Origin of the sequence: Streptomyces sp. CMB-StM0423 (assembly GCF_002847285.1) — a bacterium.
In the GTDB taxonomy this organism is placed as follows: Bacteria; Actinomycetota; Actinomycetes; order Streptomycetales; family Streptomycetaceae; genus Streptomyces.
This window is the reverse complement of the sequence record NZ_CP025407.1, coordinates 6,931,114-6,957,550: the sequence shown is the minus strand read 5'-3', so window position 1 is coordinate 6,957,550 and position 26,437 is coordinate 6,931,114. Positions and strand designations below refer to the sequence as shown.

The following is a 26,437-nucleotide window of genomic DNA, read 5'->3' as shown; positions in this document are numbered from 1 at the left end:
GGGCCTCCCTGCTCTCCGGCGCCTCGCGCCGGGGTTTCGTACCGGTGGGTAATATATCTGTGCGACTCTAGCGCGGTGGTCCGCGCCGCGCAGCGCGCCGTCCCCAGTAATCTCAACGCCCATGGAGCACAGGCAACTCGGCCGCACGGGCCTTCGCGTCTCCCGCATGGGACTGGGCACCCTCACCTGGGGGCGGGACACCGGAGAGCCCGGGGCGGCCGGACTGCTGAAGACGTTCTGGGAGGCCGGCGGGACGCTCGTCGACACGGCCGACGTGTACGCGGACGGCGGCGCGGAGTACCTGCTGGGCCGGCTGCTGGGGAACCTCGTGCCGAGGCGGGACATCGTCGTCGCCACGAAGGCGGGCAGCGTGCCCGACCCCGAGCGCCGCTTCGACACCTCCCGGCGGCATCTGCTGGCCGCACTCGACGACTCGCTGGAGCGGCTGGGCACCGACTACGTCGACCTGTGGCAGGTGCACGCCTTCGACCCGTACACGCCGCTCGACGAGACCCTCCAGGCCCTCGACACCGCCATAGCGAGCGGCCGGGCCCGCTACGCGGGCGTGAGCAACTTCAGCGGCTGGCAGCTCGCCAAGGCCGCGACCTTGCAGCTCGCCGGGGCCGCGGGCGGCGGCGCGGGCGCGGCGGGCGGGCGGACGCGGCTGGCGTCGACGCAGATGGAGTACTCGCTGCTGCAGCGCGGGGTGGAGCGGGAGGTGCTGCCGGCGGCCCTGGACCTGGGTGTGGGCCTGCTGCCGTCGTCGCCGCTCGGCCGGGGCGTCCTGACCGGCAAGTACCGCGACGCCACGCCGCCGGGATCGCGGCTGGCCTCGGAGCACCTGGCGCCGTTCGTCGCGCCGTACCTGGACGAGGAGGCGAGCCGGGTGGTCGACGCGGTGACCACGGCGGCGGACGGTCTCGCGGTGACGCCGCTGGAGGTGTCGCTCGCGTGGGTACGGGACCGGCCGGGGGTGGCGGCGCCGCTGGTCGGGGCGCGCAACGCCGAGCAGTTGTCGGAGGCGTTGTCGGTGGAGGGTCTTACGCTTCCTGACGAGATCTGCCAGGCGCTGGACGACGTGTCGGCGCCGGTGCACCGCTATCCCGATCAGGACTGGAGCACGCTGTGAACGACGCACCGGAGGCCGCGGAGACGGCGGCGGGGGGCGGTACGGGGCCGGGGGCTGCGGCTGACGGCGGCGGGAGGGCGGAGACCGACGCGAGCGGGCCGCCCGGCGAGTCCGGCGGGGATGAGTCCGGCGCAAGTGCCGAGGGCGACGCAAGTGCGGCGGCCGGTGGGGCCGGCGAGGGCACGGAGGATGGCGAGGAGCGGCCCAGGCGGGCCGCTGCGCCCGCCGAGAGCGGGGCGGCGCTGACCGGGAAGGCGGCGGAGCTGCTGGCCGCCGTGCGGGCCGTGGAGCGGGGCGAGCGGGACGCCGCCGCGTTCTTCCCCACGCCCGTGCGGGCGCCCAAGCCCCGGCCCGTACGGAGCGCGGAGCCGCCGGCCGGGGCGAGGACGGCGCCGGAGGCGGGCGCCGGGGCCGGAGGCGAGCAGGCGGAGCCGGTGCGGGCGGCGGAGCCGAGCGCCGAGGCGGTCGCCGCCGTACGGCAGTTGCTCGCCGGCGCGGGCGTCCCCGAGGGTTCTGCGGCGCGGGTCGCGGGGCAGTTCGGCGAAGGCGCGGCGGAGTTGCTGCGTGCGGACCCGTGGCAGTTGCTCGCGGTGCCGGGCGTACGGCCGTCGCAGGCCGACGAGTTCGCCCGCGGGCTGCTGGAGTCCGCGGAGCCCGGCGACGAGCGCCGGGTGGAGGCGCTGGTGGGCTGGCTGCTGGCGCAGGCGGCCCTCAGGGGGCACACCGCGCTGGAGTTCCCGGCGCTGGCGGAGGCCCTGTCGGGGTACGGGGTGCCGGGGGCCGAGGAGGCGCTGCGCGAGGCGGCGTCGACGGGCGGCGTGCTGGTCTTCGAGGAGCGCGAGGAGCCGACCGCCGCGGCCCCCGTACCGGAAGGCGGGGAGGACGGCGAGGAGGAGGTCCCCGTACGGCTGCTGCTCGGCCTGGAGCGCTACGCAATGGCGGAGGAGGGCCTGGCGGACGGCCTGTCCCGGCTCGTCAACACGTTCACGGCTCCCCCGGGTCCGGCGGCGGACGACGCCGACGGGCACGGTGAGGACGCCGCCGTCCGCGTCGTGGGCGCGGACGCGTGGGAGGCCGCGGCCGGTGCGGCGCCGTCCCCTTCCGCCGCGGAGCTGATCCGCGCCGCCGCGGGCAGCGCGCTCGTGCTGCACAGCGGCGGCGAAGCCGCCCGCGCGGAGCCGGCGGCGCTGGTCGCCGCGGCCCGCGCCCTGGGGCTGCGCACGTACGCGGCGGCCCACACCGACGACGGCCGCGCCCGCCTGGCCGGCCTGCTCACCGCGGCGGCCCCCGGACCGGAGGCCGCCGCGGAAGGCCACTCCGGAACGGGCGCGGAGGACCCGGCCACCGGCGGAGCCGTGACGGTGCGCGGGCTGCTCTCCGGCCGGGAGGGGCCCGGGCGCGACGCCGACGGCCTGCTCGCCGTCGACGTACTGGCCGTGCTGGACGCGCCGCAGCTCGACGCCGAGGCCGCCGCCGCCCTCGTCGAGGCGCTGCCCGACGGCGCCCGGCTGGTCCTCAGCGGCGACCCCGGGCTGCTGGAGTCCGCGGGCCCCGGCCGGGTCTACGCCGACGTGACCGCCGCGCGGGTCTGCCCGCGGGTGACGTCCCGCACCCCCGACCCGGGCCCGATCGGCGAGCTGGTCTCCGGCGTCGGCGCCGGCGAGCTGCAGGCCGTGGCGGCGCCCGGCAAGGAGGTCGTGATCGTCCCGGTGCAGGACCCCGGCGAGGCGGTCCACCGCACGGTGCAGCTCGTCGCGGACTCCGTACCGCGCGCCCTCGGGGTGCCCGCGGCGGACACGCAGGTGATCGCCGTGGGGCACGGCGGCGCCGCGGGCACCCGGGTGCTGAACGCGGCGCTGAAGGAGCGGCTGAACCCCGGCCCCGGCGCGTTCGGCGGCTTCGACGCGGGCGACCGCGTCGTCTACGTCCCCGCCCCCGGCACCGCCGTGCCCGGACTGGTCACCTCCGGTGACGACGCGGGGCTGCACCTGGACTGCGGCGGCACCGCCGTCGTCGTCCGTCCCGACCGGGTCGCCGAGGCCGTACGGCACGGCTGGGCGCTGACCGCGCACCAGGCGGTGGGGCGGCGCTGGCCGGCCGCGGTGGTCGTGGTGCCCGGGGACGCGGAGGAGGCGCTGAGCCGCGCGTGGGCGTACACGGCGTTCAGCCGCGGCGAGCGGCACCTGTCCGTCGTGCACGGCGCGGGCCCCGTGCTGGCCCGCCGCCTCGCGGAGGTGCCGGCCCCGCGGCGTACGACACGGCTGCGCGGCCTGCTCGACGCCCAGACGCGGGCCTGACCGCAGCACCCCGGCACGAGGCGGCGCCGGACGGCGTCAGACGGCACCGGACAGCGTCAGGCGGCTCAGGCGGCGTCAGGCGGCACGAGGAAGGGCCCGGCGCGTCCGCGCCGGGCCCCGCAGCAGCATCGCGCTCAGCGGCCCGTGTCCACCCGCTCCAGCTCGTCGTCGCCGTCGTCCAGGTCGTCGAGGGCGTCGACCACCCGGCCGTCCTCGCGTCCCTCGGCGTCCTCGTCCTCGATGTCCGCCTCGTCGTCCGCGTCGAAGTCCAGCTCGTCCTCGAACGACGCGCTGACGTCGAAGCGGCAGATGACCAGCTCGGGGTCGACCTGGTCGAACGGTGCCGACAGCCACTCCCCCGGCTCCGCCGGCTCCTCCGCCGCCCCCACCCACACCGCGGAGTCGCCCTCGGAGAGGCCGAACTCCCGGTGCCGCGAGGCGATCTCGTCCGGTTCGAACTCGCCGAAGAGCACGCCGACCGCCGCCGTCAGGCTGCTGCCCACGGCCTCCCGGTCGCCGGTCTCGTCCCCGCCCGCGACGTCCGGGTCGAGGTCGGCGATGCGCTGTGCCTGAGCCAGCAGCCGGTGCGGCTCCGCCACGGTGTAGTCCCGGCGGATGAGGACGCTGAGCGCCCCCGGCTCGTCTGGCCCGGTGTAGGCGGGCAGCGTGTCGCTGCTGGGGATCTCGAAGGGGGTCACCTCGTCGTGGACCTCGTACAGCACCTCGTCGTACGCCTCGGCTGCCGCTGCCAGCTCCTCGAAGGCGGCATAGACGGCAGAGCCCTCCTCGCCAGACCGGCGCTCGACCGCTTCGAGGTGGCGGTCGATCGCGGCTTTCAGCACCGACGCGGCGGCGCGTACCTCGGCAGCCGTAGGCTGCGCAGCATCAGACATAGTGCAGACGCTATCCGGACCGAGGCACTTTCCGCACAATGGATGCGATGCCGGAATACGAGTTTCGTGATGTCTATGTGCCGCGGGGAGTCTCACGGGCCGCCGCGGCGAGGCTTCTGACCGACCAAGCCGAGTACGGGCACTGGGAGTTGCACCGGCTCCGGCTGTACCCCGACGGCAGCCGCAGGGCGCGGCTGCGGCGCCGGATCATCAGACAGGTACGAGCGACGTGGTGAGCCCCGCGAAGGCGTGTCCGTAGCGTGGACAAGCTGCTGACCTGCGATTTCCACCCGCCCAGGGGGTCGGCGCCGGACGGTGCCGGGCGATGACTGAGACGGCTGGGGCGGCTGAGACGACCGAAACGGCGAAGGGGCGGGTCCGGATGTCCGGACCCGCCCCTGCCGTCGGCTACTTGATCAAGGTGCCGGCCCGATCAGGCGCCTGCCTGATCGGGTTGCCCGCGTGATCAGGTTGCCCGCGTGATCAGGCCGCGGACGCGCGAGCGCGGCGGTAGAGCACCGCGCCGCCCAGCAGCAGGCCGCCGCTGAGCGGGATGAGGGCCCCGACCGGGATGCCGGAGCCGGTCTCCGCGAGCTGCTCGAGGGGTGCGCCCGCCTGCGTCTCGTGGTTCGGCGGGGTGTGGCTCCGGTCCTTGGGCTCGTCGGGCCGGTCCGGGGTGCCGGGCTGCTCGGGGGTGTCCGGCACGTCGGGGCGGTCCGGATCGTCCGGCTGGTCCGGCCGGTCCGGCCGGTTGGGCTCCTCCGGGGTCGGCGGCTCCTCGGGCTTGGGCGGCTTCGGGGTGTCGGGGGTGGCGCCGTTGCCGCACTCGTTGCCGAAGACGGCGTTGCCGACGCCGACGACGTTCGCGGAGTTGCCGCACGCGTTCACCGGGACGTCCGCGGGCGCCTGCACCGTGTTGCCGGAGAGCAGCCCCGGGGACTGCGACGACTGGCCCTGGGCCGCGGCGCCGCCGGTGGCATGGCCGCCGCTCTTGCCGCCGGAGCCGGACTTCGCGCCGCCGCCGTCGTTGACGCACGTGTTGCCGTACGCGGGGTTGAGCAGTCCGACGACGTTCACCGTGTTGCCGCACGCGTTCACCGGTGCGTGCACCGGCACCTGAACCGTGTTGCCGGAGGCGACGCCCGGGGAGTTCTGCGCCGCGCCCTCGGCGCCCGCGTCGGCCTGTGCCGCTGCGCCGCCTACGGCGACCAGCATGCCGCCCGCGGCGGCGATGGTGAACAGGCCCTTCCTTGCGACATGTCGCATGGGTCTTTCCTGCCTTCTGAGCTCTGGGTACTCGAGCAGGCGGGCCGTCCCCGTCCCGCTCGTCCAAAAAGCCCGTCCGGCCCCGGGGCGCTGCAGCGCGCACCGGGGCCGTACGGTCACACCCTTACGGGAGGTGCAACGTCACTTGTTGACGCAGGTGTTGCCGAACGCAGGGTTCAGCAGACCGATCACGTTCACGGTGTTGCCGCAGGCGTTCACGGGGATGTGAATCGGGGCCTGCACAACGTTGCCGGACAGGACGCCCGGGGACTGCACGGCAGCGCCCTGAGCACCCGAGTCGGCGGCGGCGACGCCGGCACCCGCGAGCACGAGACCGCCCGTGGCGGCCGCCGCGGCGACAACCTTCTTGATCATTCTTCCTCCTCATTGACGGTGCGGCCCCAGCAGCGGACCGCACCCAATGCAACGACGAGGCAGGTTTCGAGCTACGCGCTTATCGTGCCATTCACCCGTTTCAGTCGGTTTGGCACAGGTGGCCGATTCGACGGCATGTGCCACCTGCCCGCACCCGCGCCACCGCCGCGGAGAAACCCCAGCTCAGCAGGCGTCGAGGAACCGGTCCAGCACCCGCACGCCGAACTGCAGTCCCGCGACCGGGACCCGCTCGTCGACCCCGTGGAACATCCCGGCGAAGTCCAGCTCCGGCGGCAACTGCAGCGGCGCGAAGCCGAAGCAGCGGATGCCGAGGTCGTCGAAGGACTTGGCGTCGGTGCCGCCGGAGAGGGTGTACGGCACGGCGCGGGCGATCGGGTCCTCCGCCTTCAGCGCCGTCGCCATGGCCTCGACCAGGGCCCCGTCGAAGGTGGTCTCCAGTGCCTTGTCGGCGTGCACGTCCTCGCGCTTGACGCGCGGGCCGAGGATCCGGTCGAGGTCGGCGAGGAACTCCTCCTCGTACCCCGGCAGGAAGCGGCCGTCGACGTGCGCCGTGGCCTGCCCGGGGATCACGTTCACCTTGTAGCCGGAGCCGAGCATCGTGGGGTTGGCGGTGTTGCGGAGGGTGGCGCCGATGATCTTCGCGATGCCGCCGAGCCTGGCGAGGGTGGCCTCCATGTCCTCGGGGTCCAGCTCGACGCCGAGGGCGTCGCCGAGCTCGTCGAGGAAGCCGCGTACGGACTTGGTCAGCCGCACGGGGAACTCGTGCCGCCCCAGCCGGGCCACCGCCTCGGACAACTCGGTGATGGCGTTGTCGCGGTTGGTCATGGAGCCGTGCCCGGCGGTCCCGTCGACCGTCAGGCGCATCCAGTGCATGCCCTTCTGCGCGGTCTCGATGAGATACAGCCGCACGTCCTCGTTCACGGTGAACGAGAAGCCGCCGACCTCGCCGATGGCCTCGGTCACGCCCTCGAACAGCTCGGGCTTCGTGTCCACGAGGTGCCTGGCCCCGTAGAGCCCGCCGGCCTCCTCGTCGGCGAGGAAGGCGAGCACGACGTCGCGCGGGGGCTTGCGCCCGGTGCGCAGCCGCTCGCGTACGACGGCGAGGGTCATGGCGTCCATGTCCTTCATGTCCACCGCCCCCCGCCCCCAGACGCAGCCGTCGGCGACCTCGCCGGAGAAGGGGTCGTGGGTCCAGTCGGCGGCGTTGGCCGGCACCACGTCGAGGTGCCCGTGGATGAGCAGCGCGGGACGCGAGGAGTCCTCGCCCTCGATCCGCGCCACGGTCGACGCCCGCCCGGGGTGCGACTCGAAGATCTCCGGCTCCAGCCCCACCTCGGCCAGCTTCTCCGCCACGTACTCCGCGGCGGCCCGCTCCCCCGGCCCGGAGTGGTCGCCGTAGTTGCTGGTGTCTATCCGGATCAGCTCACGGCAGAGGTCGACGACCTCGCTCTCCGCGCGCTCGACGGTGCCGCCACGGGCGTTCTCCGGCTGGCTCACGATGCCTCCCTGGCACGTTGGGGGTCCACGCCCCATCCTGCCCCGCCGGACCCCGCGACCCAACCCGCGGGGTGATCGCGGGCCCCCGCAGGTTTGCTAGGGTGTACCGCGTCGCAGCGGCCCCGCCCGCGCGGCATCCACCGGTCCAGGTGGCGGAATGGCAGACGCGCTAGCTTGAGGTGCTAGTGCCCGTATTAGGGCGTGGGGGTTCAAGTCCCCCCCTGGACACCATCCTTATCCCGACTGGCCCGGATCTCATCCTCGGCCGTCCCGCTTTCTCCGGATCCCTGATCACTCTGCGCAACTGCCTCCGCGCGCCGGGTCCACCGACCGCACCGGTCCCTCTGACGACGCCGTAACCAGGCCCGATCCAGAGGGCCGGCCACTACCATCTGCGGCCGGAATCACCCGGCCTCCCGTTCCACCGGCAGCCACAGCTCGGCATCGGCCTCGCTGCCGTCCGCCGACATCCGGGTACGAAGGATCTCCGGCCCGGGACGGCTCCGGTACGGGTTCGACGGGAACCACTGGGTGAACACATCCCGCCACAGCGCCTGGATCGCCTCCGGCGCCGGCCCCGAGGTGGTGAACACCGCCCAGGTCCCGGCCGGCACGGGCAGCATGGCCATGCCCTCCGGCGCGACCGCCGAGGTGACGACCCCGTGGTAGTAGTCGAGGTCGGTGCCCTCCGCCCGGCTGGGATCGAGGTCGTCGCAGACCGCGAGAAGGCCGTGCGGCTCCTGGTCGGACAGCTCCTCCAGCAACTCCCTTGCCCGGTCACCGGTCCCGCGGACGAAGTCGATGATCGCCTGGTTCGGCCCCCAGTGCACGAGCGGGACCCGGGCCCTCGCCCCGACCACGTTGAACTCCGGCTTGTGCAGGACGCGGTAGCGCATGCTGCTGCTCCCGTCGACGATGAGGCGGAAGGTCATCCGGGGCTGGGAGCTGAGCGCCGCGCCGGTGCGCCGCGCCTCGCCGGGCCCCACGCCGTGCACCGCGCGGAACGCCCGCGCGAATGCCTCTCCCGAGCCGTATCCGTACCGCACCGCGATCTCCAGCAGGGTCCGCTCGCCGGCCAGTACCTCCGCGCCCGCGACGGTCAGCCGGCGGCGCCTGACGTACTCCGACAGCGGCATCCCCGCGAGCGCCGAGAACATCCGCCGCAGGTGATACTCCGAGGTGGCCGCGACCCGCGCCAGCCCGGCCACGTCGACGGAGCCGTCGAGCCGCCGCTCGATGTGCTCCATGGCCTGATTGAGCCGCTCCAGCACGCTCGCCTCCAAGATCCCGGCCATCGATTCAATCAGGCGCGGCCCGGAACGCCGCACCCGATAAAGGCGGTGCGGCAAGTGTCGGGTGACCGGGACGGCCGGCGCCTCACGATGGCGGCATGGACGACACGACCCTGGTATCCCGCTTCCTCCGCGACGGCTTCGTCAAGCTGGAGGGCGCCGTCGCGCCCCGCGTGGCCGCGAGCTGCGCGCGGCTGCTGTGGCGGGAGACGGGCTGCGACCCGGACGACCCGGAGACGTGGACGCGGCCCGTGGACTGGGTCGGCGAGATGGCACAGGGACCGTTCGCCGCCGCACCCAACTCCCCGGCCCTGCACCGGGCGTACGACCTGCTGGCCGGCGCCGGGCGCTGGGCGCCGCGCTACTCGCTCGGCACCTTCCCGCTGCGCTTTCCGCACGAGGACGAGCCCGACGACGCGGGCTGGCACATCGAGGGCAGCTACGCGGTGGAGGGCGAGACCTGGCCCTTCACCAATCTCCGCTCGCACGGCCGGGCCCTGCTGATGCTGTTTCTCTTCAGCGAGGTGGGGGAAGAGGACGCGCCGACCCGGATCCGGGTCGGCTCCCACCTCGACGTGCCGAAGGTGCTGGAGCCGTACGGAGAGGAGGGCGCGAGCGGCCTGGCCATCGCGCCGGACCTCGTAGCGGCATCCGCCCACCGGCCGCTCACCCTCGCCACCGGTTCCCCGGGTGACGTGTTCCTGTGCCATCCGTTCCTGGTACACGCGGCGCAGCCGCACCACGGGGCACGGCCGCGCTTCATGGCCCAGCCGCCGCTGATGCCGGCCGCGCCGTACGAACTGGAGCGGGCCGACGGCGCGTACTCACCCGTGGAGACCGCGATCCGCCGGGGCCTGGGAGAGACCGCCTCCGGCCCGGCCGGCGGCTCGGCCCAGGAGGGCGCTGATCCGCCGACTGGCGCACTCGCATGATGGGCCGAGTCGTCGGAGGTTTGAGAACTGGGCGAACAGGCCGTGTTTTCCCGCCGCGAGGCCAGCGTGCCGACGGCCTCGTCGGCGGCCGTCGTGACCGCGGGGCAACCGTTGCCCCGTAGCGGCGAGTTCACGGTCTTCCTGGAAGCGGTGCCGAGGGGCGCTTCCACGCTGGGACTCGCAGGTGCCGCGGACCGTCTGGCGCAGTTCCGGTCCGGCGGTGCGACCAACGTCGGACGCGGGGAGCGACGTGCGGGGATGCGACTTTCGTCGTACGCGGCACGCCAGGGGACCGCCTCGCCGGGTTCCTGGACGAGGGCGGTGACGGCCGCGTGACGAAGAGTGCCGACGACGGCGGCAGGTACAACCTCATCGAGGACCGGGTGTACACCTTCCAGGTCTGCATCGACGACGACCCGGGCCCGGACAGGTTCTGCACCTCCTACGAGAGGTTCAACTGACCCCGCCCGTCACAGCCATCGGCTTCGGGTCAGGGTACGTCCTCGGAGATCGCGCAGGCGTTCTCGTCGTACAGTCCGTGAACTCCGTCCCCGCACAGCACCATCACCCGGTGCAGGGCGAGTGAGTATCGGCGATCCGGGTTCCCCGCGATCGTGTAATCAATCCATGCCCGCTTGATCACACCACCGCGTTCGTCGGCCTTGACGACGAAGAGCAGCTCGGTAAAGCCGTGGCCGCCCTTCCCGGATTCACTGCAGGGGCGCGTGATGCGCAGGCCCGGGCGGAAGTTCTCGTACGAGCCTCCCATGGCGAGGCCGGACCCGGTGTCCGGATCGATGAATTCCGGTGGTGCACCCTGGGCAGAGATGACGCTGCTCGTGTTCTTGCGCACCTCCCGCAGCGTGAGGGTGACGTCGAGCGGACGGACCGGCGTTTCGTAGCGAATGCGCCTTACGGTGACTTCGCGTCCCGTGGTCGTACACAGGAAGTAGGAGCCGAAGGAGCCCACCCAAGGATGCCGCTTCGGCTCCCCGACGACGACCAGGCCACCGGAGGTCTGGGCGCTGAGGACTCCGACGCCGGAGGGGTACTGCTTGGCGTCGGCAGCCGCAGAAAAGATCAGCACCGCGGACAGCGCCCCGGCCATCACTCGCCCGACAGGATGAGCAGCCCGCCACTGACGCACACGTAACAGGTACTGACGGGCCATCGCGACAATCACCTACCGGTCGTCACGACCATCGGGGATATCCGAGCAGACGCGACATCGTATGCCATGTCCGCCGGCCCAGGTGAGGGTGAAGACGGCTTCGCCTGCGGCCAATTCGACCGCCGTCCTGCACTGGAATCGTGACGTCACCGTTCCGCACCGCCGGATAACCCCCCGCCCCGCCCCCGGCACCCGCCCGGCCGGGGCGGTGGGTTCGGCCGGGTGGGTGACCGGGCGTGGTGGGTCAGCGGGAGAGTTTGCGTTTGAGCTGGGCCTTGTTCATCGAGGAGCGGCCGTGGATGTTGCGGCGCCTGGCCTCCGCGTAGAGCTGGTCGTACGTGGGGCCCGCGGCGCCGCCGTGGGAGCGGAGGCCGCCGCGGCGGGCGGAGGAGACATCGCGGGTGGAGGTGCGGCTCGCGGTGCGGGCCTCGCCCGTACGGGCGCGCTCCTTGTTCACGGTGCGGGCCGCGATCTCCTTGGCCCGCGCGGGGCCGGCGCCGCGCCTCCGGGCGCCCTTCTCGATGTGCCCGTACTGGCGCTCCCGCTTGGGGCTGGATCCTCTCGGCATGGTTTCTCCCTGCTGGTGGTCGGGTTCGACGCCCCCATCGTCAGCTACCGGGGATCTGTCATCAAACGGACAAAAACGTCAGTAGTGCGCTCCGGTTTCAGTCCGCCCGCCCGGGGAACCCGGGCCGAGACCGGCCTCCGGCACCGCACAGCGAAGGGACACCCATGACGTACCACCCGAACGGTCAGCGCTCTGCCGCGCAGCAGGCGCTGCACACCGTCGTCGAGAACGGTCCGGACCAGGAAGCGCTGCACACGCTGGCCGAGAGCCGGGTGCTGCTGCCCGATCCGGACCCCGCCGCTGAGCCCCCGGGGCCGGCGGAGACGCTGAGCCTGCCGGTGGTGGAGCAGGGCGACGGCACCCGGCTGGTGCCGGTCTTCACCTCCCCGGACCGCCTGGAGCAGGTCTTCCCCGAGATCGAGCGCTACAACGCCGTCGGGCTCGGCGACCTCGCCCGCGGCTGGCCCGCGGACGGCCCGTCGCTGGTCGTCGACGCGGGCACGCCGGAAGAGATGGCCCTGACGGCCGAGGGCGTGCGGGAGCTGCTGGCCAGGGCCTGACCGCGGACTGCGACCTACGCCACCCGTGGGGCACCGGATTGAGCACGTGCCCCGCGGGGCATCCGGCGTGGGTCACGTCGTCATCGAGGAGGTCGTCATGCCGGTCGCCACGTTCTGCCTGGTCGCGGTGGACTGCCCGGACCCGCTCCGGCTGGCCGGGTTCTACCGGGGATTGCTCGGGGGCGAGGTGAGTTCGCGCCACGACGACTGGTGCGAACTCCTCGCGCCCGACGGCACCCGGCTCGCCTTCCAGCGCGCGCCCGGATTCCGCCCGCCGGACTGGCCGCGAGCCGACGACAACTCGCAGCAACTGCACCTGGATCTGCGGGTCACGGACATCGAGGCGGCCGAGCGGCACGCGCTGGAGCTGGGCGCCCGGCCGCTGGACACCGACGACGACGGGGGCAGGCGCGACTTCCGCGTCTACGCGGATCCGGCGGGGCATCCGTTCTGCTTCGTCTACGGGACGTAAGCGCGCCGGCACCGTACTCGATCGTGGCACACGGTCCGGCCCCGGCTGAGAGCTGAGGCCGGACCGTTCCGCTCGCCGCCGATCCGGTGCCGCTCCCCGTCAGAGGGGCCTGGCGGCCTCCGCGTCGACGAGGTTGCGGGCCGCCGCCGCGATCGCCTCCGCGTCGATGCCCGCCGCCGCGAGCTGCTGCGTTCCCGTCGCCGAGCCGGGCATGGTGCGTACCGCCAGCCGGGCGAGCCGCGGGACGGCGCGGCCGTCGGCGAACACCTCGGCCACCGCGTCGCCCAGGCCGCCCTCCGGGCGGTGGTCCTCGACGGTGAGGATCCGGCCGGTCAGCTCCGCCGCCGCGCGCAGTGCGGCGACGTCGACGGGCTTGACGGAGTACAGGTCGAGCACGTGTGCCCCGATGCCCTCCGCGGCCAGCAACTCGGCGGCGACCAGCGCCTCGTGCACGGTGACCCCGGCCGCGGCGATGGTCACGCTGTCGCCGGGCGTGGCGCGCAGCAGCTTGCTGCCGCCGATCGGGAAGTCCTCGTCGGGTCCGTAGAGGACGGGCCGGGCGCCGCGCATGGTGCGCAGGTAGCGCACGCCGGTCAGCTCCTCGTCCGCCATGGCGGCGACGAGTCGCGCGGTCTGGTTGGCGTCGCAGGGGTGCAGCACCGTGCTGCCGTGCACGGCGCGGAACATCGCCAGGTCCTCCAGCCCCATCTGCGACGGGCCGTCCTCGCCGATGGCGACGCCGGCGTGCGAGCCGACCAGGCTGAGGTTCGCCCGGCTGACCGCGGCCATGCGCACGAAGTCGTGGGCGCGGGTCATGAACGCGGCGAAGGTCGCGGCGAACGGCACCCAGCCGCACGCCTGCATGCCGACGCCCGCCGCGACGAGTTGCTGCTCGGCGATGTAGCACTCGAAGTACCGGTCGGGGTGCTCCTTGGCGAAGTACTCGGTGCGGGTGGAGTCGCCGACCTCGCCGTCCAGGGCGACGACGTCCGGCCGGGCCGTGCCGAGCGCCGCCAGCGCCTGCCCGTACGCGTCACGCGTGGCCACCGGGTCCCCCACGTCGTACCGCGGCAGCAGCGGATGCGGCGCCGCCGCGCGCGGCGGCGCGAGCGCGGGCGGCGGGGTGTGCGGCTCGACGCGCAGGTGGCTGGTGCCGCCCAGCTCGGCGATCGCCGCCTCGGGGTCCGGCAGGGGCTTGCCGTGCATGCCCTCCCGGTTCGCCACGGCGGCGACCCCGCTGCCCTTCACGGTGCGCGCGAGGACGGCCGTCGGCCGGTCGGTCACGTCCGCGGCCTCGGCGTACGCGGCGTCGACGGCGGCGACGTCGTGCCCGTCGACCTCGATGGTGTGCCAGCCGTACGCCCGCGCCCGGCGGGCGTACGCGTCCAGGTCCCAGCCGTGCCGGGTGGGCCCGCGCTGGCCGAGCCGGTTCACGTCGACGATCACGGTGAGGTTGCCCAGATGCTCGTACCCGGCGTGCTCGAACGCCTCCCAGACCGAGCCCTCGGCCAGCTCGCTGTCGCCGCACAGCACCCACACCCGGTACGGGAGGTGCGCGAGCCGCTTGCCGGCCAGCGCCATGCCGACGCCGATGGGCGGCCCCTGGCCGAGCGACCCGGTGGCCACGTCGACCCACGGCAGCATCGGTGTCGGATGCCCCTCCAGCCGGCTGCCCAGCTTCCTGAACGTCAGCAGTTCTTCGTCGTCGACGGCGCCGACCGCCTTGAACGCCGCGTACAGCAGCGGCGAGGCGTGCCCCTTGGACAGGACCAGGCGGTCCGCTCCCGGGTGGTCGGGCCGGTCGACGTCGTAGCGGAGATGCCTCGCGAGCAGGACGGCCATCAGGTCGGCCGCGGACATCGACGAGGTGGGGTGGCCGGATCCGGCGGCGGCAGCGGCCCGTATCGCGTCCACGCGCAACTGGCGACCGAGTGCGATGGAGAGGTCCGGATCCACATCGGCGGAGGTCATGTCGTGCTCCTTGTCCGAGCGGTATGTGCTGTCCCGGCCCGCGGGCACGGCGGTGCGCCTGTCCGGTCACGTACGCGCCGTGCCCCGGCCGGACATTCCGGGTACCACGCTCCGGCGGGTCCTAACGGCCGATCTCGGGCGGGCGCCGGGCGGGCCACCGTGGGTGGCGGAGGCGTAGCCGAGGGCGATCCGGCGGACCACCGGGAGGCGGGGCGGCGACCGTTCGTGCGGGGTGACATACCGGCGTATTCTGGAACAGGCCGTATGAGCCCCGTTTGCCTCAGACGGCGTCGGGCAGGCGGCCCACGTGCTTCGGACCAGAGGCACGCCGCAGGAGTCCGCGGCCGCCCCGCCGCCGGCGCTCCGGCCGCGGCCGGTGTCCCGGCGGGCGGTGCCGTACGCCGTCGTCCTCCCCTGAGAATCGAACACGCACGACTCGCCCGAGGGAGGCCCCCGTGGCGCATGTCCGGGCAAGGAGAAAGCACCCGCACCACGACGCACCCGACACCTCCGCGCAGTTCCGCCGGCTCGCCGGGATGCCCGAGGGGCCCGACAAGAAGGCCCTGCGGCAGGAGGTCGTACGCGCGTGGATGCCGATGGCCGCGCGGCTGGCCCGCCGGTTCAGCAACCGCGGCGAGGCGCTTGAGGATCTGGAACAGGTCGCGCACCTCGGCCTGGTGAAGGCGGTGCGGCGGTACGACGCGGGGCGCAGCAGCGCCTTCGAGAGCTTCGCCGTGCCGACGATCGTCGGTGAACTGAAGCGCCACTTCCGTGACCACATGTGGGGGGTCCACGTGCCCCGCCGGGTCCAGGAGCTGCGCAACCGCGTCCGCAGCGCGGGCCTGTCGCTGGCCGTCACGGCCGACGACCGGTTCCCGGCGACCGCGGACATAGCGGAGGCGGCGGGGCTGACCGAGGAGGAGGTGCGTACGGGCCTGGAGGCGTGGGAGAGCTACGCCACGCTCTCCCTCGACGCGGCCCTGCCGGGCACCGAGGACGGCTACTCGCTGCTCGACACCTTCGGCAGCACCGAGCCCGGCTTCGACCAGGCCGTGGACCGCGAGGCCGTGCGACCGCATCTGAGCCGACTGCCGGAACGCGAGCGCGAGATCCTCTACCTGCGCTTCTTCTGCGACATGACGCAGCGCGGCATCGCCGACCACCTGGGTATCTCGCAGATGCACGTCTCCCGGCTGATCAGCCACTCGTGCGCGCGGGTCTGCGAACGCGTGGAGGCCGACCGGGCCGCCGCCGGCCGGACGGCCGCACCGGATCCGGTCGGCTCCGCCACCGGCGCGTAGTTCCCGCCCGGCGGCGTACGAGCCGCGGCGGGTGTACGGGGCCAGGTCCTGGCGGGTGTTCACCCGGGAGGGCCTGACCGGCCAGGGCCGCGGCGCCGCACGCGCAGGCACCGAGGCCCACGGCGATGCGATCGAGCGCCATGCGGGTGTGCGCCGCACGCTGTGACCGCGCCGGCGTCCCTCAGCCGTCGCCGCCGCGTGCCCGCGCCTTGTCGCTCCACTCCTGGAGCCAGGCCCGTACGGACTCAGTGACGTCCTCCGTACCGGCGGCGGTCGCGTATTCGACGGGGGCCTCCCGCGGGTCGTCGACGACCAGCAGCCGCGCTCTCAGGGCCGGCGGGTGTGCCGGCTCCCACCAGACCCGGAGGACGAGGACCCCCGTAGGGGATTGAGCAGCCATGACTCCACCGTCCCCGGCCGCCGCCACCGAAGCGTCACGGCTCCGTGCGCTTGGCGGTCACGGCGTCCGTCAGGAGGCGGTGCAGCGCGGGTGACGGCTCCAGTTCGAGTTCCGCGCGCAGCAGCCGGCGCAGTTCCTCGAAGTGGCGCATCGCCTCGCCGGTGTTCCCCTCGGCGAGATAGGTCTCGATGACCTCGCGGTGTGCGCTCTCGCGCAGCGGCTCGCCGGCGACGGCGCGCAGGGCGGCGTCCAGCGCCCGGCCGAAGTGGCCGGCGGAGCGGTGGACGCAGGCGAGCGATTCGAGGGCGTGGAGGCGCATCTGGTGCAGCCGCTCCCGTTCGACGACGACCCAGTCGTCCCACGCCTCGGGCAGCAGGTCGCAGCTCAGCGCCTGATCGGCCGGTTCGAGGTCGGGGGGCGCCTCGCCTGGCATGTGCCGGGCCGGGGACTCCGCGTGCTTGATGGTCCGGTTCAGGAGGTGTTCGGTGGCATCCAGATCGGTTTCCACCTCGTCCGCCACGTGCAGGGTGCCGGCGGTAGCGACGACCAGAGGGTGGCCGAGTTTCGGCAACCGCCACAGGGTCGACCGCAGACTTCCCGCGGCTTTGGTGGCCGCGGCGTCCGGCCAGAGTTTGTCCGCGACGTATTCGCGGGTCACCGTGCGGTGGCTGAGGGCGAGCAGGCTCAGCAGCCGCTGTCCCGCCGGGGTGACGGCCACCGATTCGCCGGCACAGCGCAGATCGAAATTGCCCATCAGATTCAATTGCGGAACGTCCTGGGAAGGGTTTTCACCGGGTCGCATCTGCATCGGATCTCCTCAGGCTCCCTGCCCGCTGGGGGCCGGCCTCTCGGGTACCGCGGCAATGGCACACGACTCCCCCTGTGCACCACACGATTTCGAGGATAACGGCGCGGCGGCACGAGTGCCGGGCGGGGCGCGTACGGCCGGAAATCCGGGATTCCGGCGCCCGATTGTTCCCGTGCGGGGACTGGAATTCTCCGTACGGGTGACGTGGTGGTGACGCGGCGGTGATCGGCCCCGGGCAGCGTATGGGCGTGCCCGAAGTCGAATAAGGGCTACGTGTCGAGAGGAGACATCGTGTGGCAGCCCGGTTCCGTACCGTCATCGCAGTCCCGCTGGCGTGCCGCCTTCCGCACGTCAGCCCGCTCCGGCCGGTTCCGCTGGTCCGGAATTCCGACCCGGATATACGATGCGCTGCTGCTCTTTCTCACGGTCCTCGCGGCGACCCAGCAGTTGCTCGTCCGGGGCACGCTGCTCGCGGCGTTCCTCGGCGTGCGTATCTGCGCCCGCCGGTTCGTACGCCGCCGGGAGCGCCCCTTCATACCCCGGCAGGCCGGTGAGGGGCGGCGGCGATGAGCGCACCCATCGCCACCAGGCCGCCCCGGCCGGCGGTCAAGGAGCAGAACGCGCAGGTGCTCGGGGACTTCCGCGACATCCGCTCGCGCGGGCGGTGGCGGTTCCGGCTGGCGCTGCTCGGCCCCGCGTTCGTCGCGGCCGTCGCGTACATCGACCCGGGCAACGTCGCGACCAACATCGAGGCAGGAGCCCGGACCGGGTACCTGCTGGTGTGGGTCGTGGTGCTGGCCAACGTGATGGCGCTGCTGGTGCAGTACCTGTCGGCGAAGCTGGGTCTTGCCACGGGCCGGAACCTGCCCGAGCAGTGCCGCGACCTCACGCCGCGCTGGGCGAGCCGCGTCCTGTGGGTGCAGGCGGAGTTGGTGGCCATGGCCACGGACCTGGCCGAGTTCGCCGGCGCGGCGCTGGGGCTGAGTCTGCTCTTCGGCATGCCCGTCCCGCTGGCCGGGGTGGTGACGGCCTTTGTGTCCTTCGCCGTGCTGGCGTGCCAGCAGCGCGGGTGCCGCGGCTTCGAACTCGCGGTGTTCGCGCTCCTGCTGCTGGTGGTGGCCGGCTTCGCGTACGACCTCGTGGCCGTGGGCGGGCAGTCCCCTTCGGCGGCGGCGGCCGGCATGGTGCCGCACCTGGAAGGTGAGACGACCGTGCTGCTCGCGGCGGCGATCGTGGGCGCGACGGTGATGCCGCACGCGGTCTACCTCCACTCCGCCCTGACCCAGCGCCGGATCAAGGCCGGCCGCCCCGCGGAACGGCGCTTCCTGCTGCGCTATCTGCGGATCGACTGCGCGCTCGGGTTCACCCTGGCGGGCGCGGTCAACCTGGGCATGCTGTGCCTGTCCGCGGCGCTCTTCCGCGGTACGAGCCCGGGCGCCCTGGACTCCATCACCGCCGCCCACGCGGACCTGGGCAGGACCGTCGGCGGCGCGGCTGCGATGGCCTTCGCCGTCGCCCTGCTCGCCTCCGGCGTCTCCTCCGCCAGCGTGGGCACCTACGCGGGCCAGGTGATGATGCAGGGGTTCCTGCGGCGGCGCATCCCGCTGTTCGCGCGGCGTGCGGTGACGATGGCGCCGGCGCTGATCGTCCTGTCCTCCGGACTCCCGGTCACCTCCACGCTGGTCTTCAGCCAGGTCGTCCTCGCGTTCGGCATCCCCTTCGCGCTGCTGCCGCTCGTGATCTTCACCCGCCGCCGCGACCTCATGGGCCCTCTGGTCAACCGGCCCGTGACGACCGCCGCGGGCGCGGTGGTGTGCGCCCTGGTCATCGCGATGAACGCCTACCTGATCGTGCTCATGGTGCAGGGCTCCTGAGCACGCGCTCCCTTCACCCGTGACGACCCGTCCCTCCCCAGAAAGGCAAGGATCATGGCCGACCCGACCGTCCACGACGTGCCGCAGCCCATCCGCGACGGACACGGCGCGACCGACAACGGCCCGCGCAACACCCCCATGGACATCCAGAACCCGAACCTCCTCGTTCCCCCCAAGGAGGACGCCGGGACGCTGCCCAACATGAAGTTCTCCTTCAGCCAGGCGCACATGCGCCTGGACGCCGGCGGCTGGGCCCGCGAGGTGACGCAGCGGGAGCTGCCGATCGCGACGACGCTCGCGGGCGTCAACATGCGGCTCAAGCCCGGCGCCATCCGGGAGCTGCACTGGCACCTGCAGTCCGAGTGGGCCTACGTACTGGAGGGCAGTTGCCGGATCAGCGCGGTGGACCAGGAGGGCCGGAACTTCCTGGAGGACGTCACGGCCGGCGACCTCTGGTTCTTCCCCCGGGGCATCCCCCACCACATCCAGGCGCTGGCCGACGGCGTGGAGTTCCTTCTGGTCTTCGACGACGGGGAGTTCTCCGAGAACAACACGTTCCAGATCTCCGACTGGTTCGCCCACACGCCCCGTTCGGTGCTGGCCAAGAACTTCGGCGTCGCGGAGGAGGACTTCGACTCGCTCCCCGAGTCCGAGCTGTACATGTTCAACGGCCCGGTCCCGCCGGCGCTCGGCTCCGACCGGATCGTGAGCCCGGCGGGCGACGTGCCGCGGAGCTTCAAGCACAACCTGGACTCCATGACGCCCGTACGCACCAGCGGCGGGACCGCCCGGATCGTCGACTCGACCAACTTCACGGCCTCCACGACCACCTCGGCGGCCCTGGTCGAGATCGACCCGGGTGCCATCCGCGAGCTGCACTGGCACCCCAGCAACGACGAGTGGCAGTACTACGTCTCCGGGCGCGGCCGCATGGGCGTGTTCGCCAACTCCGGCCACAACAGGACGTTCGACTTCCGGGCCGGCGACGTCGGCTACGTCCCGTTCGCGATGGGCCACTACATCGAGAACACCGGCGACACCCCGCTGCGGCTGCTGGAGATGTTCCAGGCACCGCGCTTCGAGGACGTCAGCCTCGCCCAGTGGATGGCGCTCACCCCGGGTGAGCTGGTCCGCCACCACCTCAACCTCAACGACAAGGTCATGGCCTCCCTGCGCAAGGAGAAGCAACCGGTCTTCCGGCCCTGACCGGCACGCTCCGCCCGCGGGCGCCCGGCACCCCGCCCGGAAGCAGGACGCGCGGCCGTCCGGCCCCGCGGGGCGGGGTGCGGCGGGCGCCCCCGTCGCGTACGGCCCCCTGACCACCGGCTCACCGCGCTGCCGTCCCGCCGGCGGCCGGAGGGAAGGCGACCGGATACTCCTCGCCGCTGTCGGCCGACCGGCTCACCGCCTCCCAGGCGGCGGCTTCGTCGAGCTGGCCGCGCGAATAGTCCTGGGCCATCTCCACCGCACCCGCGCCGATGACGAGGTGCGAGGGCAACTCGGTCTCCTTGACGAGGCGGACCAGGATCCCGCCGGCGCGGTCGGGGTCACCCGGAGACGTGACCCCGGCACGCCGGCGCACCATCTCACCGACCGTCGCCTCGTACTCCGGAGTGACCTCGGGGATGCGCATCGAGGAGCCGGCCCAGTCGGTCGCGAAGCCGCCGGGCTCCACGACCAGGCAGCGGATCCCGAACGGCGCCGTCTCGGCGGCCAGCACGCGGGTGAACCCGTCGACGGCGAACTTCGCCGCCTGGTACGAGCCGAGGCCGGGGCTGCCGCCGACCCGGCCGCCGATCGAGGAGAACTGCACGATCACGCCGCCGCCCTGCGCGCGCAGGAGGGGGACGGCCGCGGTGGAGACGCGGTAGACGCCCCAGAAGTTGGTCTCGAACTGCTTGCGGAAGTCGTCCTCGGGCGTCGTCTCGACCGCCGAGGAGTTGGCATAGCCGGCGTTGTTGACGACGACGTCGATGCGGCCGAAGCGGTCCACGCCCGCCTGGAACGCCGCCTGGACGGCCGCGGCGTCCGTGACGTCGAGGGGCACGGGGAGGGCGCGGTCCCCGTACTTCCCGACCAGGTCGGCCAGTTGCTCCGGTCTGCGGGCCGTGGCGACGACCCGGTCGCCGGCCTCCAGGGCGGCGACGGCCAGGGAGCGGCCGAAGCCGCGCGAGGAGCCGGTGATGAACCAGGTGTGGGGCTGCGTCGTCTTCATGTCTATAGCGAAACACGGTTGCGCTAATATCGCAACACCGTTGCGCTAGATTCGCCCTTGGTATCGCAACCGCGTTGCGTTAAGCTGGGACCGTGACCGGAACCGAGTTCGTACGCGCCCGCAGCCCCGAGGCCAAGCGCGCCCGCGAGGACGCGATCCTCGCCGCGGCCGCCCGGCTGGCCACCGCGCACGGGGTCCGGGAGGTGACCGTCACCGCGATCGCGGAAGCCGTCGGCATGCACAAGTCGGCGATGCTGCGCTACTTCGAGACGCGCGAGCAGATCTTCCTGCGGCTGGCCGCCGACGCCTGGCACGCCTGGTCGCAGGACGTCCGCGCCGGCCTCGCGGACGTCCCGGCCGCCGCCGCGGACGATCCGGAGTGGGACGAGAAGGCCCGTACGATCGCCGACTTGATGGCCCGCTCCCTGGTCGACCGCCCGCTCTTCTGCGATTTGCTCGCGCACACCGCGCTGAACCTGGAGCGCAACGTCTCGCACGACTCCGTACGGTCCTTCAAGCGGCGGGCCATCGCCGAGGTCGACTCCATAGGCACCGCACTCAGCGCCGTCACCCCGCTCGACGCCGACCAGGCGCGCAGCGTCGTGACCACGGCCACCTCCATGGCGGGAGCCCTCTGGCAGATGGCCGCCCCGGGCACGCAACTGCGCGTCTTCTACCAGACCGACCCCGAGCTGTCGCACTCCGTCGTGGAGGTGCAGCCGCGGCTGACCGACATCCTCTCCGCGCTGCTCGCCGGCTACGCGGACCGCGGCGGCCGCTGAGAGACCGCTCGTCTCCCCCGGGAGAGCACCCACCTGTGCAGAGCGGGCAGTCGCTCCCGGCTGCCCGGTGAGGAGCCTGAATCCTGTGCAAGCCATCACCGTTCGCGACCGTGACGCCGGCCCGGCAGGGATGTCCCTGACCGACCTGCCCCCTCCGCACGCCGCCGGGAACGACGTCATCGTGAAGGTGTACGCGGCCGGGTTCACCCCCGGCGAGCTGGCCTGGCCGGGCACGTGGACCGATCGCGCCGGCCGGGACCGGACGCCGAGCGTGCCGGGGCACGAGCTGTCCGGCGTGGTCACCGAACTCGGCTACGGCACCACGGGACTCACCATCGGGCAGCGGGTCTACGGGCTCGCCGACTGGACCCGCGACGGGGCCCTCGCCGAGTACACCGCCGTCGAGGCCCGCAACCTCGCGCCGCTGCCCGCCGACGTCGGCCACGTCACCGCGGCCGCCCTGCCGATCTCCGGACTCACCGCCTGGCAGGGGCTGTTCGACCACGGCGGGCTCACCACCGGGCAGACCGTGCTCGTCCACGGCGCGGCCGGCGGCGTCGGCTCCATCGCCGTGCAACTGGCCCGCGAGGCGGGCGCCCGGGTGGTCGGCACCGGCCGCGCCGCCGACCGGGCCACCGCCCTGGAGCTGGGCGCCGCCGCGTTCGTCGACCTGGACTCGGAGCGGCTGGAGGACGCCGGCGAGTGCGACGTGGTCTTCGACGTCATCGGCGGCGAGATCCTCGCGCGCTCCGCCGCGCTCGTCCGCCCCGGCGGCACGCTGGTGACCATCGCCGAGCCGGTCACCGTCAGGCCCGGCGACGGCCGGGCTGTCTTCTTCGTCGTCGAACCCGACCGTCACCGCCTGGCGGACCTGGCGCGACGGCTGCGGGACGGCCGGCTCAAGCCGCTGGTCGGGAGCGTGCGGCCGCTCGCCGAGGCGGCGGCCGCGTTCACCCCCGGCCGGCGTACCCCCGGGAAGACGATCATCCTGGTGGCCGAGGACGGCTGAACTTCCCCGCCGTCGTCAGGCGGCGACCCGCTGCGGGTTCCACGTGCCGTCGAGCGGTACGCCCGCCGCTGCCGCGATGCGTGATGCCACCGGTCCGGTCGCCAGGCCCGCTCGACCAGGCGGCGTCGACGGTGGCGGACGCCGGGCGCTGAAGTCAGACGGTGACGCTGCCGCGGATGCAGACCGCGGTGGTGCCGCTGACCCAGACGGTGCCGTCCGTGTCCGCGGTGACCCCGATGCCGGCGGTCCTGCCCACCCGGGTGCCCTGCGAGACACGGTAGGCGGAGGGGGCGGCGCCGGTGCCGGTGAGCCACTGCCCGACCGCGGCGTTCATGCTGCCGCACGCGGGGTCCTCGGGCACGCCCGCGCCGGGGGCGAAGGTGCGCATCTCGTAGTGGTACGGGGCCCCCTGCGGGTACGCGCCGATGGCGCCGACCATCGCGGCCGGGATGAGCGAGAGGTCCGGTTCGAGGGCGAGCACCTCCTCGGCGGTGGCCAGTTGGAGCACGGCCCAGCCGGGCCCGTTGTCGACCCACTGGTGGGCCACGACCCGTTCGCGCGCGATGCCGAAGGCGGCGACGGTACGGTCCAGATACTCGTCGTCGAGCGCCCCCTCGCGGATCCGGGGCGGCGCGGCGAACGCCAGCGAGTCCCCTTCATGCCGTACGGTCACCAGGCCCGCACCGCACTCCTGCACGATGCGGCCGGCCCGCCGCGGCCGGCCGCCGCCGTCCAGCCAGGCCCGCGCCGAGCCGAGGGTGGGGTGCCCGGCGAACGGCAGTTCGTCCTGCGGGGTGAAGATACGCAGCCGGTAGTCCGCCTCCGGGGCGGCGGGCGGCAGCACGAACGTGGTCTCGGACAGGTTCGTCCAGCGCGCCAGCCGCTGCATCTCCTCGCCGGTCAGGTCCGTCCCGTCCAGGACGACGGCAACGGGGTTGCCGCCGTAAGGAGTCTCGGCGAAGACGTCGACCTGCACGAAGGGGCGCGTACGCGGCACGGTCATCGGGAGCCTTTCGCCGGGGATGGGGGTGGATCCATCCCAGCGGGGACCGCGCGGCCGGAACAGGGCCAATGACGGCAGAGTGGATCGGACTTGCGCACCCCGCGCGCGTACGGCTCAGCCGCCGCGGCCCCGGGCGGCCGGCGTCAGGGCTTTCGGCCCACCGCGCAGACCCGCCAGGGTGCCACCGCGCGGTTCTGGCCCACGGCCGCGTCGTCGGGGCGCCACTGGGCGCAGGGGACGACGCCCGGTTCGAGGATCTCCAGGCCGTCGAAGTAGCCGCCGACGTCGGCGTGGGTGCGGAGCGTCTGCGGGTCCACGCTCGCCTCGTTCCACATCTGCAGAACGCCGTCCACCTCACTGCTCACGCCCTTGACGGGGTGGGCGAGCGCCAGATAGCTGCCGGAGGGAACGGCGTCGACGAACCGGCGCACGACCTCGCGCGCCTCCGCGTCGTCGACGATGAACTGCACGATCCCCAGCATCATCACGGCGACGGGCCGGCTGAAGTCCAGCGTCTTCGCCGCCTGTTCGAGGATCGCCGCCACGTCGCGCACGTCGGCGTCGACGTAGTTGGTGGCGCCCTCAGGACCGCTGGTGAGCAGCGCTTCGGCGTACCGCAGCACGAGCGGGTCGTTGTCGACGTAGACGACGCGGGACTCGGGCGCCAGGTCCTGCGCGACCTCGTGGGTGTTGTGGTTGGTGGGCAGCCCTGCGCCGAGGTCGAGGAACTGGCGGATCCCGGCATCGGCGGCGAAGTGGCGCACCGACCGCATCAGGAAGCCGCGATCGGCCCGCGCGGCCTCCACGACATCGGTCACGACCTCCGCCATCTGGTCGCCGACTTCACGGTCGACCTCGTAGTTGCTCTTGCCGCCCAGCCAGTAGTCCCAGACGCGCGCCGAGTGCGGCCGCTGCTGGTCCAGTGACCGGGTTCCGTCGGGTAAGTGCTGCTCGGACATGATCGGCGCTCCTTGTACGTTCGAATACGGGCTCGACCCGCACCAGTCTGCCGCGGGAGCGGGTCCCCGTCCGGCAGTCGCGCCAGGAAGCCGGATTCGGCGCAGACCCGGCCGTCCGCCGCACCGCGCGGCGTCCGTGCGTCACCTGGTGAGGCGGGCGGGGTGGTCGATACGGGTGAGCTTGTGTGGATTGCGTACGACGTAGATGCGGGTGATCTTCCCGTCGGCCAGCTCCAGGCTCACCGCCGCCGGCTCCCCGTCGAACTCGACCCGGCCCGCGGGGGCGCCGTTGAACCAGACGGCGGCCGTCGCCAGCGCCGCCCGGTTTGCGGTCGCGAGGAGCTTCGCCACCGTGCCGGCCCCCTGGATCGGAGTCAGCGCGGCGGCCACGATCCCGCCGCCGTCGGCGACCAGGACCACGTCGGGCGCCATGACCGCCAGCAGCTCCTGCAGTTCGCCGGTGTGCAGCGCGGCCAGGAACCGCTCCACCACCTCCTGCTGCTCGGACGGGCTGACCTGCACCCGCGGCCGGCGGGCCGCCACGTGCCCGCGGGCCCGCCGGGCGATCTGCCGCACGGTGGCCGCCGGCTTGCCGACGGCGTCGGCGATCTCGCCGTACGGCATGTCGAAGACCTCGCGCAGCACGAACACCGCCCGCTCGGTGGGCCCGAGCGTCTCCAGCACGGTGAGCATCGCGATCGACACGCTCTCCGCGAGCACGATGTCCTCGGCCACGTCGTGCGTGGTCAGCAGCGGCTCCGGCAGCCACTCGCCGACGTAGTCCTCGCGCCGCCGCGCCAGTGTCCGCAGCCGGTTGAGGGACTGCCGGGTGACGGTCCGTACGAGGTACGCCCGCGCGTCCCGTACCGCCGACCGGTCGGCGGCGGCCCACCGCAGCCAGGACTCCTGAAGGACGTCCTCCGCGTCCGCGGCGGAGCCGAGGATCTCGTAGGCGACGGTGAACAGCAGGCTGCGGTGGGTGACGAACGGGTCGTCGGGCGCCGTGGTCATGCCCGGCCGGCGGCTTCCGTGCGGCCGGCCAGGGGGATCTCGCACGCCTCGGAGAAGCCCTGTGAGGTGACGCCGTGCGCGGTGTTCGCCCGTGTCGACAGATTGACGAACCCGACGAACGCGGTCAGCTCCACGAGCCCCGCGGAGCCGAGCTGCGCCAGCAGGCTCGCGGCCTGCGCGTCGGTGACGGCGGTCGGCGTCACCGACATCGCCTCCGCGTACGCCATCACCTCGCGCTCCAGCGGCGAGAACACGTCCGAGTCCCGCCACCGCGGCACCTGGCCGGCCTTGGCCAGGTCCAGGTCCTCGTTCCGCGCCTGGAAGTAGCCGGCGTCGAGGCACCAACTGCACCCGACGAGGGCGGCGACCGCCATGTGGGCGAACGACTTCAGGCTCGCGTCGACGGCGCGCCACGAGGCCGCCTTCGCGGCGAACTCCAGATTGTCGACGGCCACGTCGGGGTGGTTGAACAGCACCTCCACCGGCTCGGGCAACTCGCCGAATTGCTTCACCATCGCCTCCCGCATCTCGCCGGGAAGCTCGGCCCTGGGAACACGCAACGCCACGATCTCTCCTCGCTCAAACGATCCGGTCCCCATCCAGACACCGCCCACCCCCCGGGCGTGACACT

Annotated in this window: 28 protein-coding genes and 1 tRNA gene; 14 read left to right on the top strand and 15 right to left on the bottom strand. The window is 73.2% G+C overall.

The genetic code is table 11. The features are described 5' to 3' along the window. Positions 1-121 precede the first annotated feature (121 nt). Positions 122-1,129 (top strand): aldo/keto reductase, encoded by a 1,008-nt coding sequence (locus CXR04_RS30270; RefSeq protein WP_101425390.1) that lies wholly within the window; start codon positions 122-124, stop codon positions 1,127-1,129. Continuing rightward, positions 1,126-3,426, top strand: coding sequence for a helix-hairpin-helix domain-containing protein (locus CXR04_RS30265; RefSeq protein WP_101425389.1), 2,301 nt, complete (start codon positions 1,126-1,128; stop codon positions 3,424-3,426). The genes CXR04_RS30270 and CXR04_RS30265 overlap by 4 nt, the downstream gene beginning before the upstream one ends. A gap of 134 nt (positions 3,427-3,560) precedes the next feature. Here CXR04_RS30265 and CXR04_RS30260 read toward each other — a convergent pair whose 3' ends face one another. Further along, entirely contained in the window at positions 3,561-4,319 is a 759-nt protein-coding gene (locus CXR04_RS30260) for a hypothetical protein (RefSeq protein ID WP_199850560.1), read from the bottom strand. Positions 4,320-4,366: 47 nt separating this feature from the next. Here CXR04_RS30260 and CXR04_RS30255 point away from each other — a divergent pair, with 47 nt between their 5' ends. Then, positions 4,367-4,555: a DUF5703 family protein gene (locus tag CXR04_RS30255; RefSeq protein ID WP_026276372.1), complete on the top strand. Its 189-nt coding sequence runs from the start codon at positions 4,367-4,369 to the stop codon at positions 4,553-4,555. Between the two features lie 247 nt (positions 4,556-4,802). On the opposite strand, the gene CXR04_RS36720 is transcribed toward CXR04_RS30255, so the two are convergent. The 3 genes from CXR04_RS36720 to CXR04_RS30240 form a co-directional block, all read right to left on the bottom strand. Further along, entirely contained in the window at positions 4,803-5,585 is a 783-nt protein-coding gene (locus CXR04_RS36720; protein WP_234380560.1) for a chaplin, read from the bottom strand. Between the two features lie 141 nt (positions 5,586-5,726). After that, positions 5,727-5,960: a chaplin gene (locus CXR04_RS30245; protein WP_101425387.1), complete on the bottom strand. Its 234-nt coding sequence runs from the start codon at positions 5,958-5,960 to the stop codon at positions 5,727-5,729. A 183-nt stretch (positions 5,961-6,143) separates the two neighbouring features. Continuing rightward, positions 6,144-7,514 (bottom strand): M20/M25/M40 family metallo-hydrolase, encoded by a 1,371-nt coding sequence (locus CXR04_RS30240; RefSeq protein WP_442802421.1) that lies wholly within the window; start codon positions 7,512-7,514, stop codon positions 6,144-6,146. A gap of 107 nt (positions 7,515-7,621) precedes the next feature. Between CXR04_RS30240 and CXR04_RS30235 the strand changes: the two genes are divergently transcribed. Then, positions 7,622-7,709 (top strand) — tRNA-Leu (locus CXR04_RS30235). Between the two features lie 173 nt (positions 7,710-7,882). Here CXR04_RS30235 and CXR04_RS30230 read toward each other — a convergent pair. Then, the gene (locus CXR04_RS30230; protein WP_101426686.1) at positions 7,883-8,749 is read right to left on the bottom strand and encodes an AraC family transcriptional regulator; all 867 of its coding nucleotides are present in this window, start codon (positions 8,747-8,749) and stop codon (positions 7,883-7,885) included. 119 nt (positions 8,750-8,868) lie between these two features. On the opposite strand from CXR04_RS30230, the gene CXR04_RS30225 reads away from it, so the two are divergent. Then, a complete protein-coding gene (locus tag CXR04_RS30225; RefSeq protein ID WP_101425385.1) occupies positions 8,869-9,702 on the top strand; it encodes a phytanoyl-CoA dioxygenase family protein in 834 nt (277 codons plus the stop codon). Between the two features lie 332 nt (positions 9,703-10,034). Continuing rightward, complete coding sequence (locus tag CXR04_RS36540; protein WP_267898210.1) at positions 10,035-10,163, top strand: hypothetical protein; 129 nt, start codon at positions 10,035-10,037, stop codon at positions 10,161-10,163. A 29-nt stretch (positions 10,164-10,192) separates the two neighbouring features. Here CXR04_RS36540 and CXR04_RS30220 read toward each other — a convergent pair whose 3' ends face one another. Together CXR04_RS30220 and CXR04_RS30215 are read right to left on the bottom strand one after the other, a co-directional pair. Continuing rightward, positions 10,193-10,885: a hypothetical protein gene (locus tag CXR04_RS30220; RefSeq protein ID WP_159072409.1), complete on the bottom strand. Its 693-nt coding sequence runs from the start codon at positions 10,883-10,885 to the stop codon at positions 10,193-10,195. Between the two features lie 232 nt (positions 10,886-11,117). Continuing rightward, positions 11,118-11,441: a plasmid stabilization protein gene (locus CXR04_RS30215; RefSeq protein WP_101425383.1), complete on the bottom strand. Its 324-nt coding sequence runs from the start codon at positions 11,439-11,441 to the stop codon at positions 11,118-11,120. 164 nt (positions 11,442-11,605) lie between these two features. On the opposite strand from CXR04_RS30215, the gene CXR04_RS30210 reads away from it, so the two are divergent. Both CXR04_RS30210 and CXR04_RS30205 read left to right on the top strand, forming a co-directional pair. After that, the gene (locus CXR04_RS30210; RefSeq protein WP_101425382.1) at positions 11,606-12,001 is read left to right on the top strand and encodes an SseB family protein; all 396 of its coding nucleotides are present in this window, start codon (positions 11,606-11,608) and stop codon (positions 11,999-12,001) included. A 97-nt stretch (positions 12,002-12,098) separates the two neighbouring features. Next, a complete protein-coding gene (locus CXR04_RS30205; RefSeq protein ID WP_101426685.1) occupies positions 12,099-12,473 on the top strand; it encodes a VOC family protein in 375 nt (124 codons plus the stop codon). A gap of 99 nt (positions 12,474-12,572) precedes the next feature. Here the strand turns inward: CXR04_RS30205 and CXR04_RS30200 are convergent, their stop codons facing one another. Further along, entirely contained in the window at positions 12,573-14,444 is a 1,872-nt protein-coding gene (locus tag CXR04_RS30200) for a transketolase (RefSeq protein ID WP_101425381.1), read from the bottom strand. A gap of 455 nt (positions 14,445-14,899) precedes the next feature. Here CXR04_RS30200 and CXR04_RS30195 point away from each other — a divergent pair, with 455 nt between their 5' ends. Continuing rightward, a complete protein-coding gene (locus CXR04_RS30195; protein WP_101425380.1) occupies positions 14,900-15,745 on the top strand; it encodes a SigB/SigF/SigG family RNA polymerase sigma factor in 846 nt (281 codons plus the stop codon). Positions 15,746-15,926: 181 nt separating this feature from the next. On the opposite strand, the gene CXR04_RS30190 is transcribed toward CXR04_RS30195, so the two are convergent. Further along, complete coding sequence (locus tag CXR04_RS30190; RefSeq protein WP_159072408.1) at positions 15,927-16,145, bottom strand: hypothetical protein; 219 nt, start codon at positions 16,143-16,145, stop codon at positions 15,927-15,929. A gap of 34 nt (positions 16,146-16,179) precedes the next feature. Further along, a complete protein-coding gene (locus CXR04_RS30185; protein WP_159072407.1) occupies positions 16,180-16,899 on the bottom strand; it encodes an AfsR/SARP family transcriptional regulator in 720 nt (239 codons plus the stop codon). 327 nt (positions 16,900-17,226) lie between these two features. Between CXR04_RS30185 and CXR04_RS30180 the strand changes: the two genes are divergently transcribed. The 3 genes from CXR04_RS30180 to CXR04_RS30170 are packed head-to-tail and all read left to right on the top strand — an operon-like array spanning position 17,227 to position 20,033. Next, positions 17,227-17,523, top strand: coding sequence for a hypothetical protein (locus CXR04_RS30180; RefSeq protein WP_159072406.1), 297 nt, complete (start codon positions 17,227-17,229; stop codon positions 17,521-17,523). Further along, positions 17,520-18,827 carry an Nramp family divalent metal transporter gene (locus CXR04_RS30175; RefSeq protein WP_101425376.1) on the top strand — a complete coding sequence of 436 codons (1,308 nt, stop codon included), beginning with the start codon at positions 17,520-17,522 and terminating at the stop codon, positions 18,825-18,827. The genes CXR04_RS30180 and CXR04_RS30175 overlap by 4 nt, the downstream gene beginning before the upstream one ends. Positions 18,828-18,881: 54 nt before the next feature. Next, positions 18,882-20,033, top strand: coding sequence for an oxalate decarboxylase family bicupin (locus CXR04_RS30170; RefSeq protein WP_101425375.1), 1,152 nt, complete (start codon positions 18,882-18,884; stop codon positions 20,031-20,033). A 121-nt stretch (positions 20,034-20,154) separates the two neighbouring features. Here the strand turns inward: CXR04_RS30170 and CXR04_RS30165 are convergent, their stop codons facing one another. Then, positions 20,155-21,042 (bottom strand): SDR family NAD(P)-dependent oxidoreductase, encoded by an 888-nt coding sequence (locus tag CXR04_RS30165; protein WP_101425374.1) that lies wholly within the window; start codon positions 21,040-21,042, stop codon positions 20,155-20,157. Between the two features lie 92 nt (positions 21,043-21,134). On the opposite strand from CXR04_RS30165, the gene CXR04_RS30160 reads away from it, so the two are divergent. Next, positions 21,135-21,824, top strand: coding sequence for a TetR family transcriptional regulator (locus tag CXR04_RS30160; protein WP_101425373.1), 690 nt, complete (start codon positions 21,135-21,137; stop codon positions 21,822-21,824). 85 nt (positions 21,825-21,909) lie between these two features. Then, positions 21,910-22,833 carry an NADP-dependent oxidoreductase gene (locus CXR04_RS30155; RefSeq protein WP_199850559.1) on the top strand — a complete coding sequence of 308 codons (924 nt, stop codon included), beginning with the start codon at positions 21,910-21,912 and terminating at the stop codon, positions 22,831-22,833. A gap of 154 nt (positions 22,834-22,987) precedes the next feature. On the opposite strand, the gene CXR04_RS30150 is transcribed toward CXR04_RS30155, so the two are convergent. From CXR04_RS30150 to CXR04_RS30135, 4 genes are all read right to left on the bottom strand, one after another. After that, positions 22,988-23,836 carry a PhzF family phenazine biosynthesis protein gene (locus CXR04_RS30150; protein ID WP_101425372.1) on the bottom strand — a complete coding sequence of 283 codons (849 nt, stop codon included), beginning with the start codon at positions 23,834-23,836 and terminating at the stop codon, positions 22,988-22,990. A 143-nt stretch (positions 23,837-23,979) separates the two neighbouring features. After that, positions 23,980-24,795 carry an SAM-dependent methyltransferase gene (locus tag CXR04_RS30145; RefSeq protein ID WP_101425371.1) on the bottom strand — a complete coding sequence of 272 codons (816 nt, stop codon included), beginning with the start codon at positions 24,793-24,795 and terminating at the stop codon, positions 23,980-23,982. 141 nt (positions 24,796-24,936) lie between these two features. Beyond that, entirely contained in the window at positions 24,937-25,806 is an 870-nt protein-coding gene (locus CXR04_RS30140; protein WP_101425370.1) for an RNA polymerase sigma-70 factor, read from the bottom strand. Next, positions 25,803-26,372: a carboxymuconolactone decarboxylase family protein gene (locus CXR04_RS30135; protein ID WP_101425369.1), complete on the bottom strand. Its 570-nt coding sequence runs from the start codon at positions 26,370-26,372 to the stop codon at positions 25,803-25,805. Before CXR04_RS30135 ends, CXR04_RS30140 begins: the two co-directional genes overlap by 4 nt. Positions 26,373-26,437: the final 65 nt, after the last annotated feature.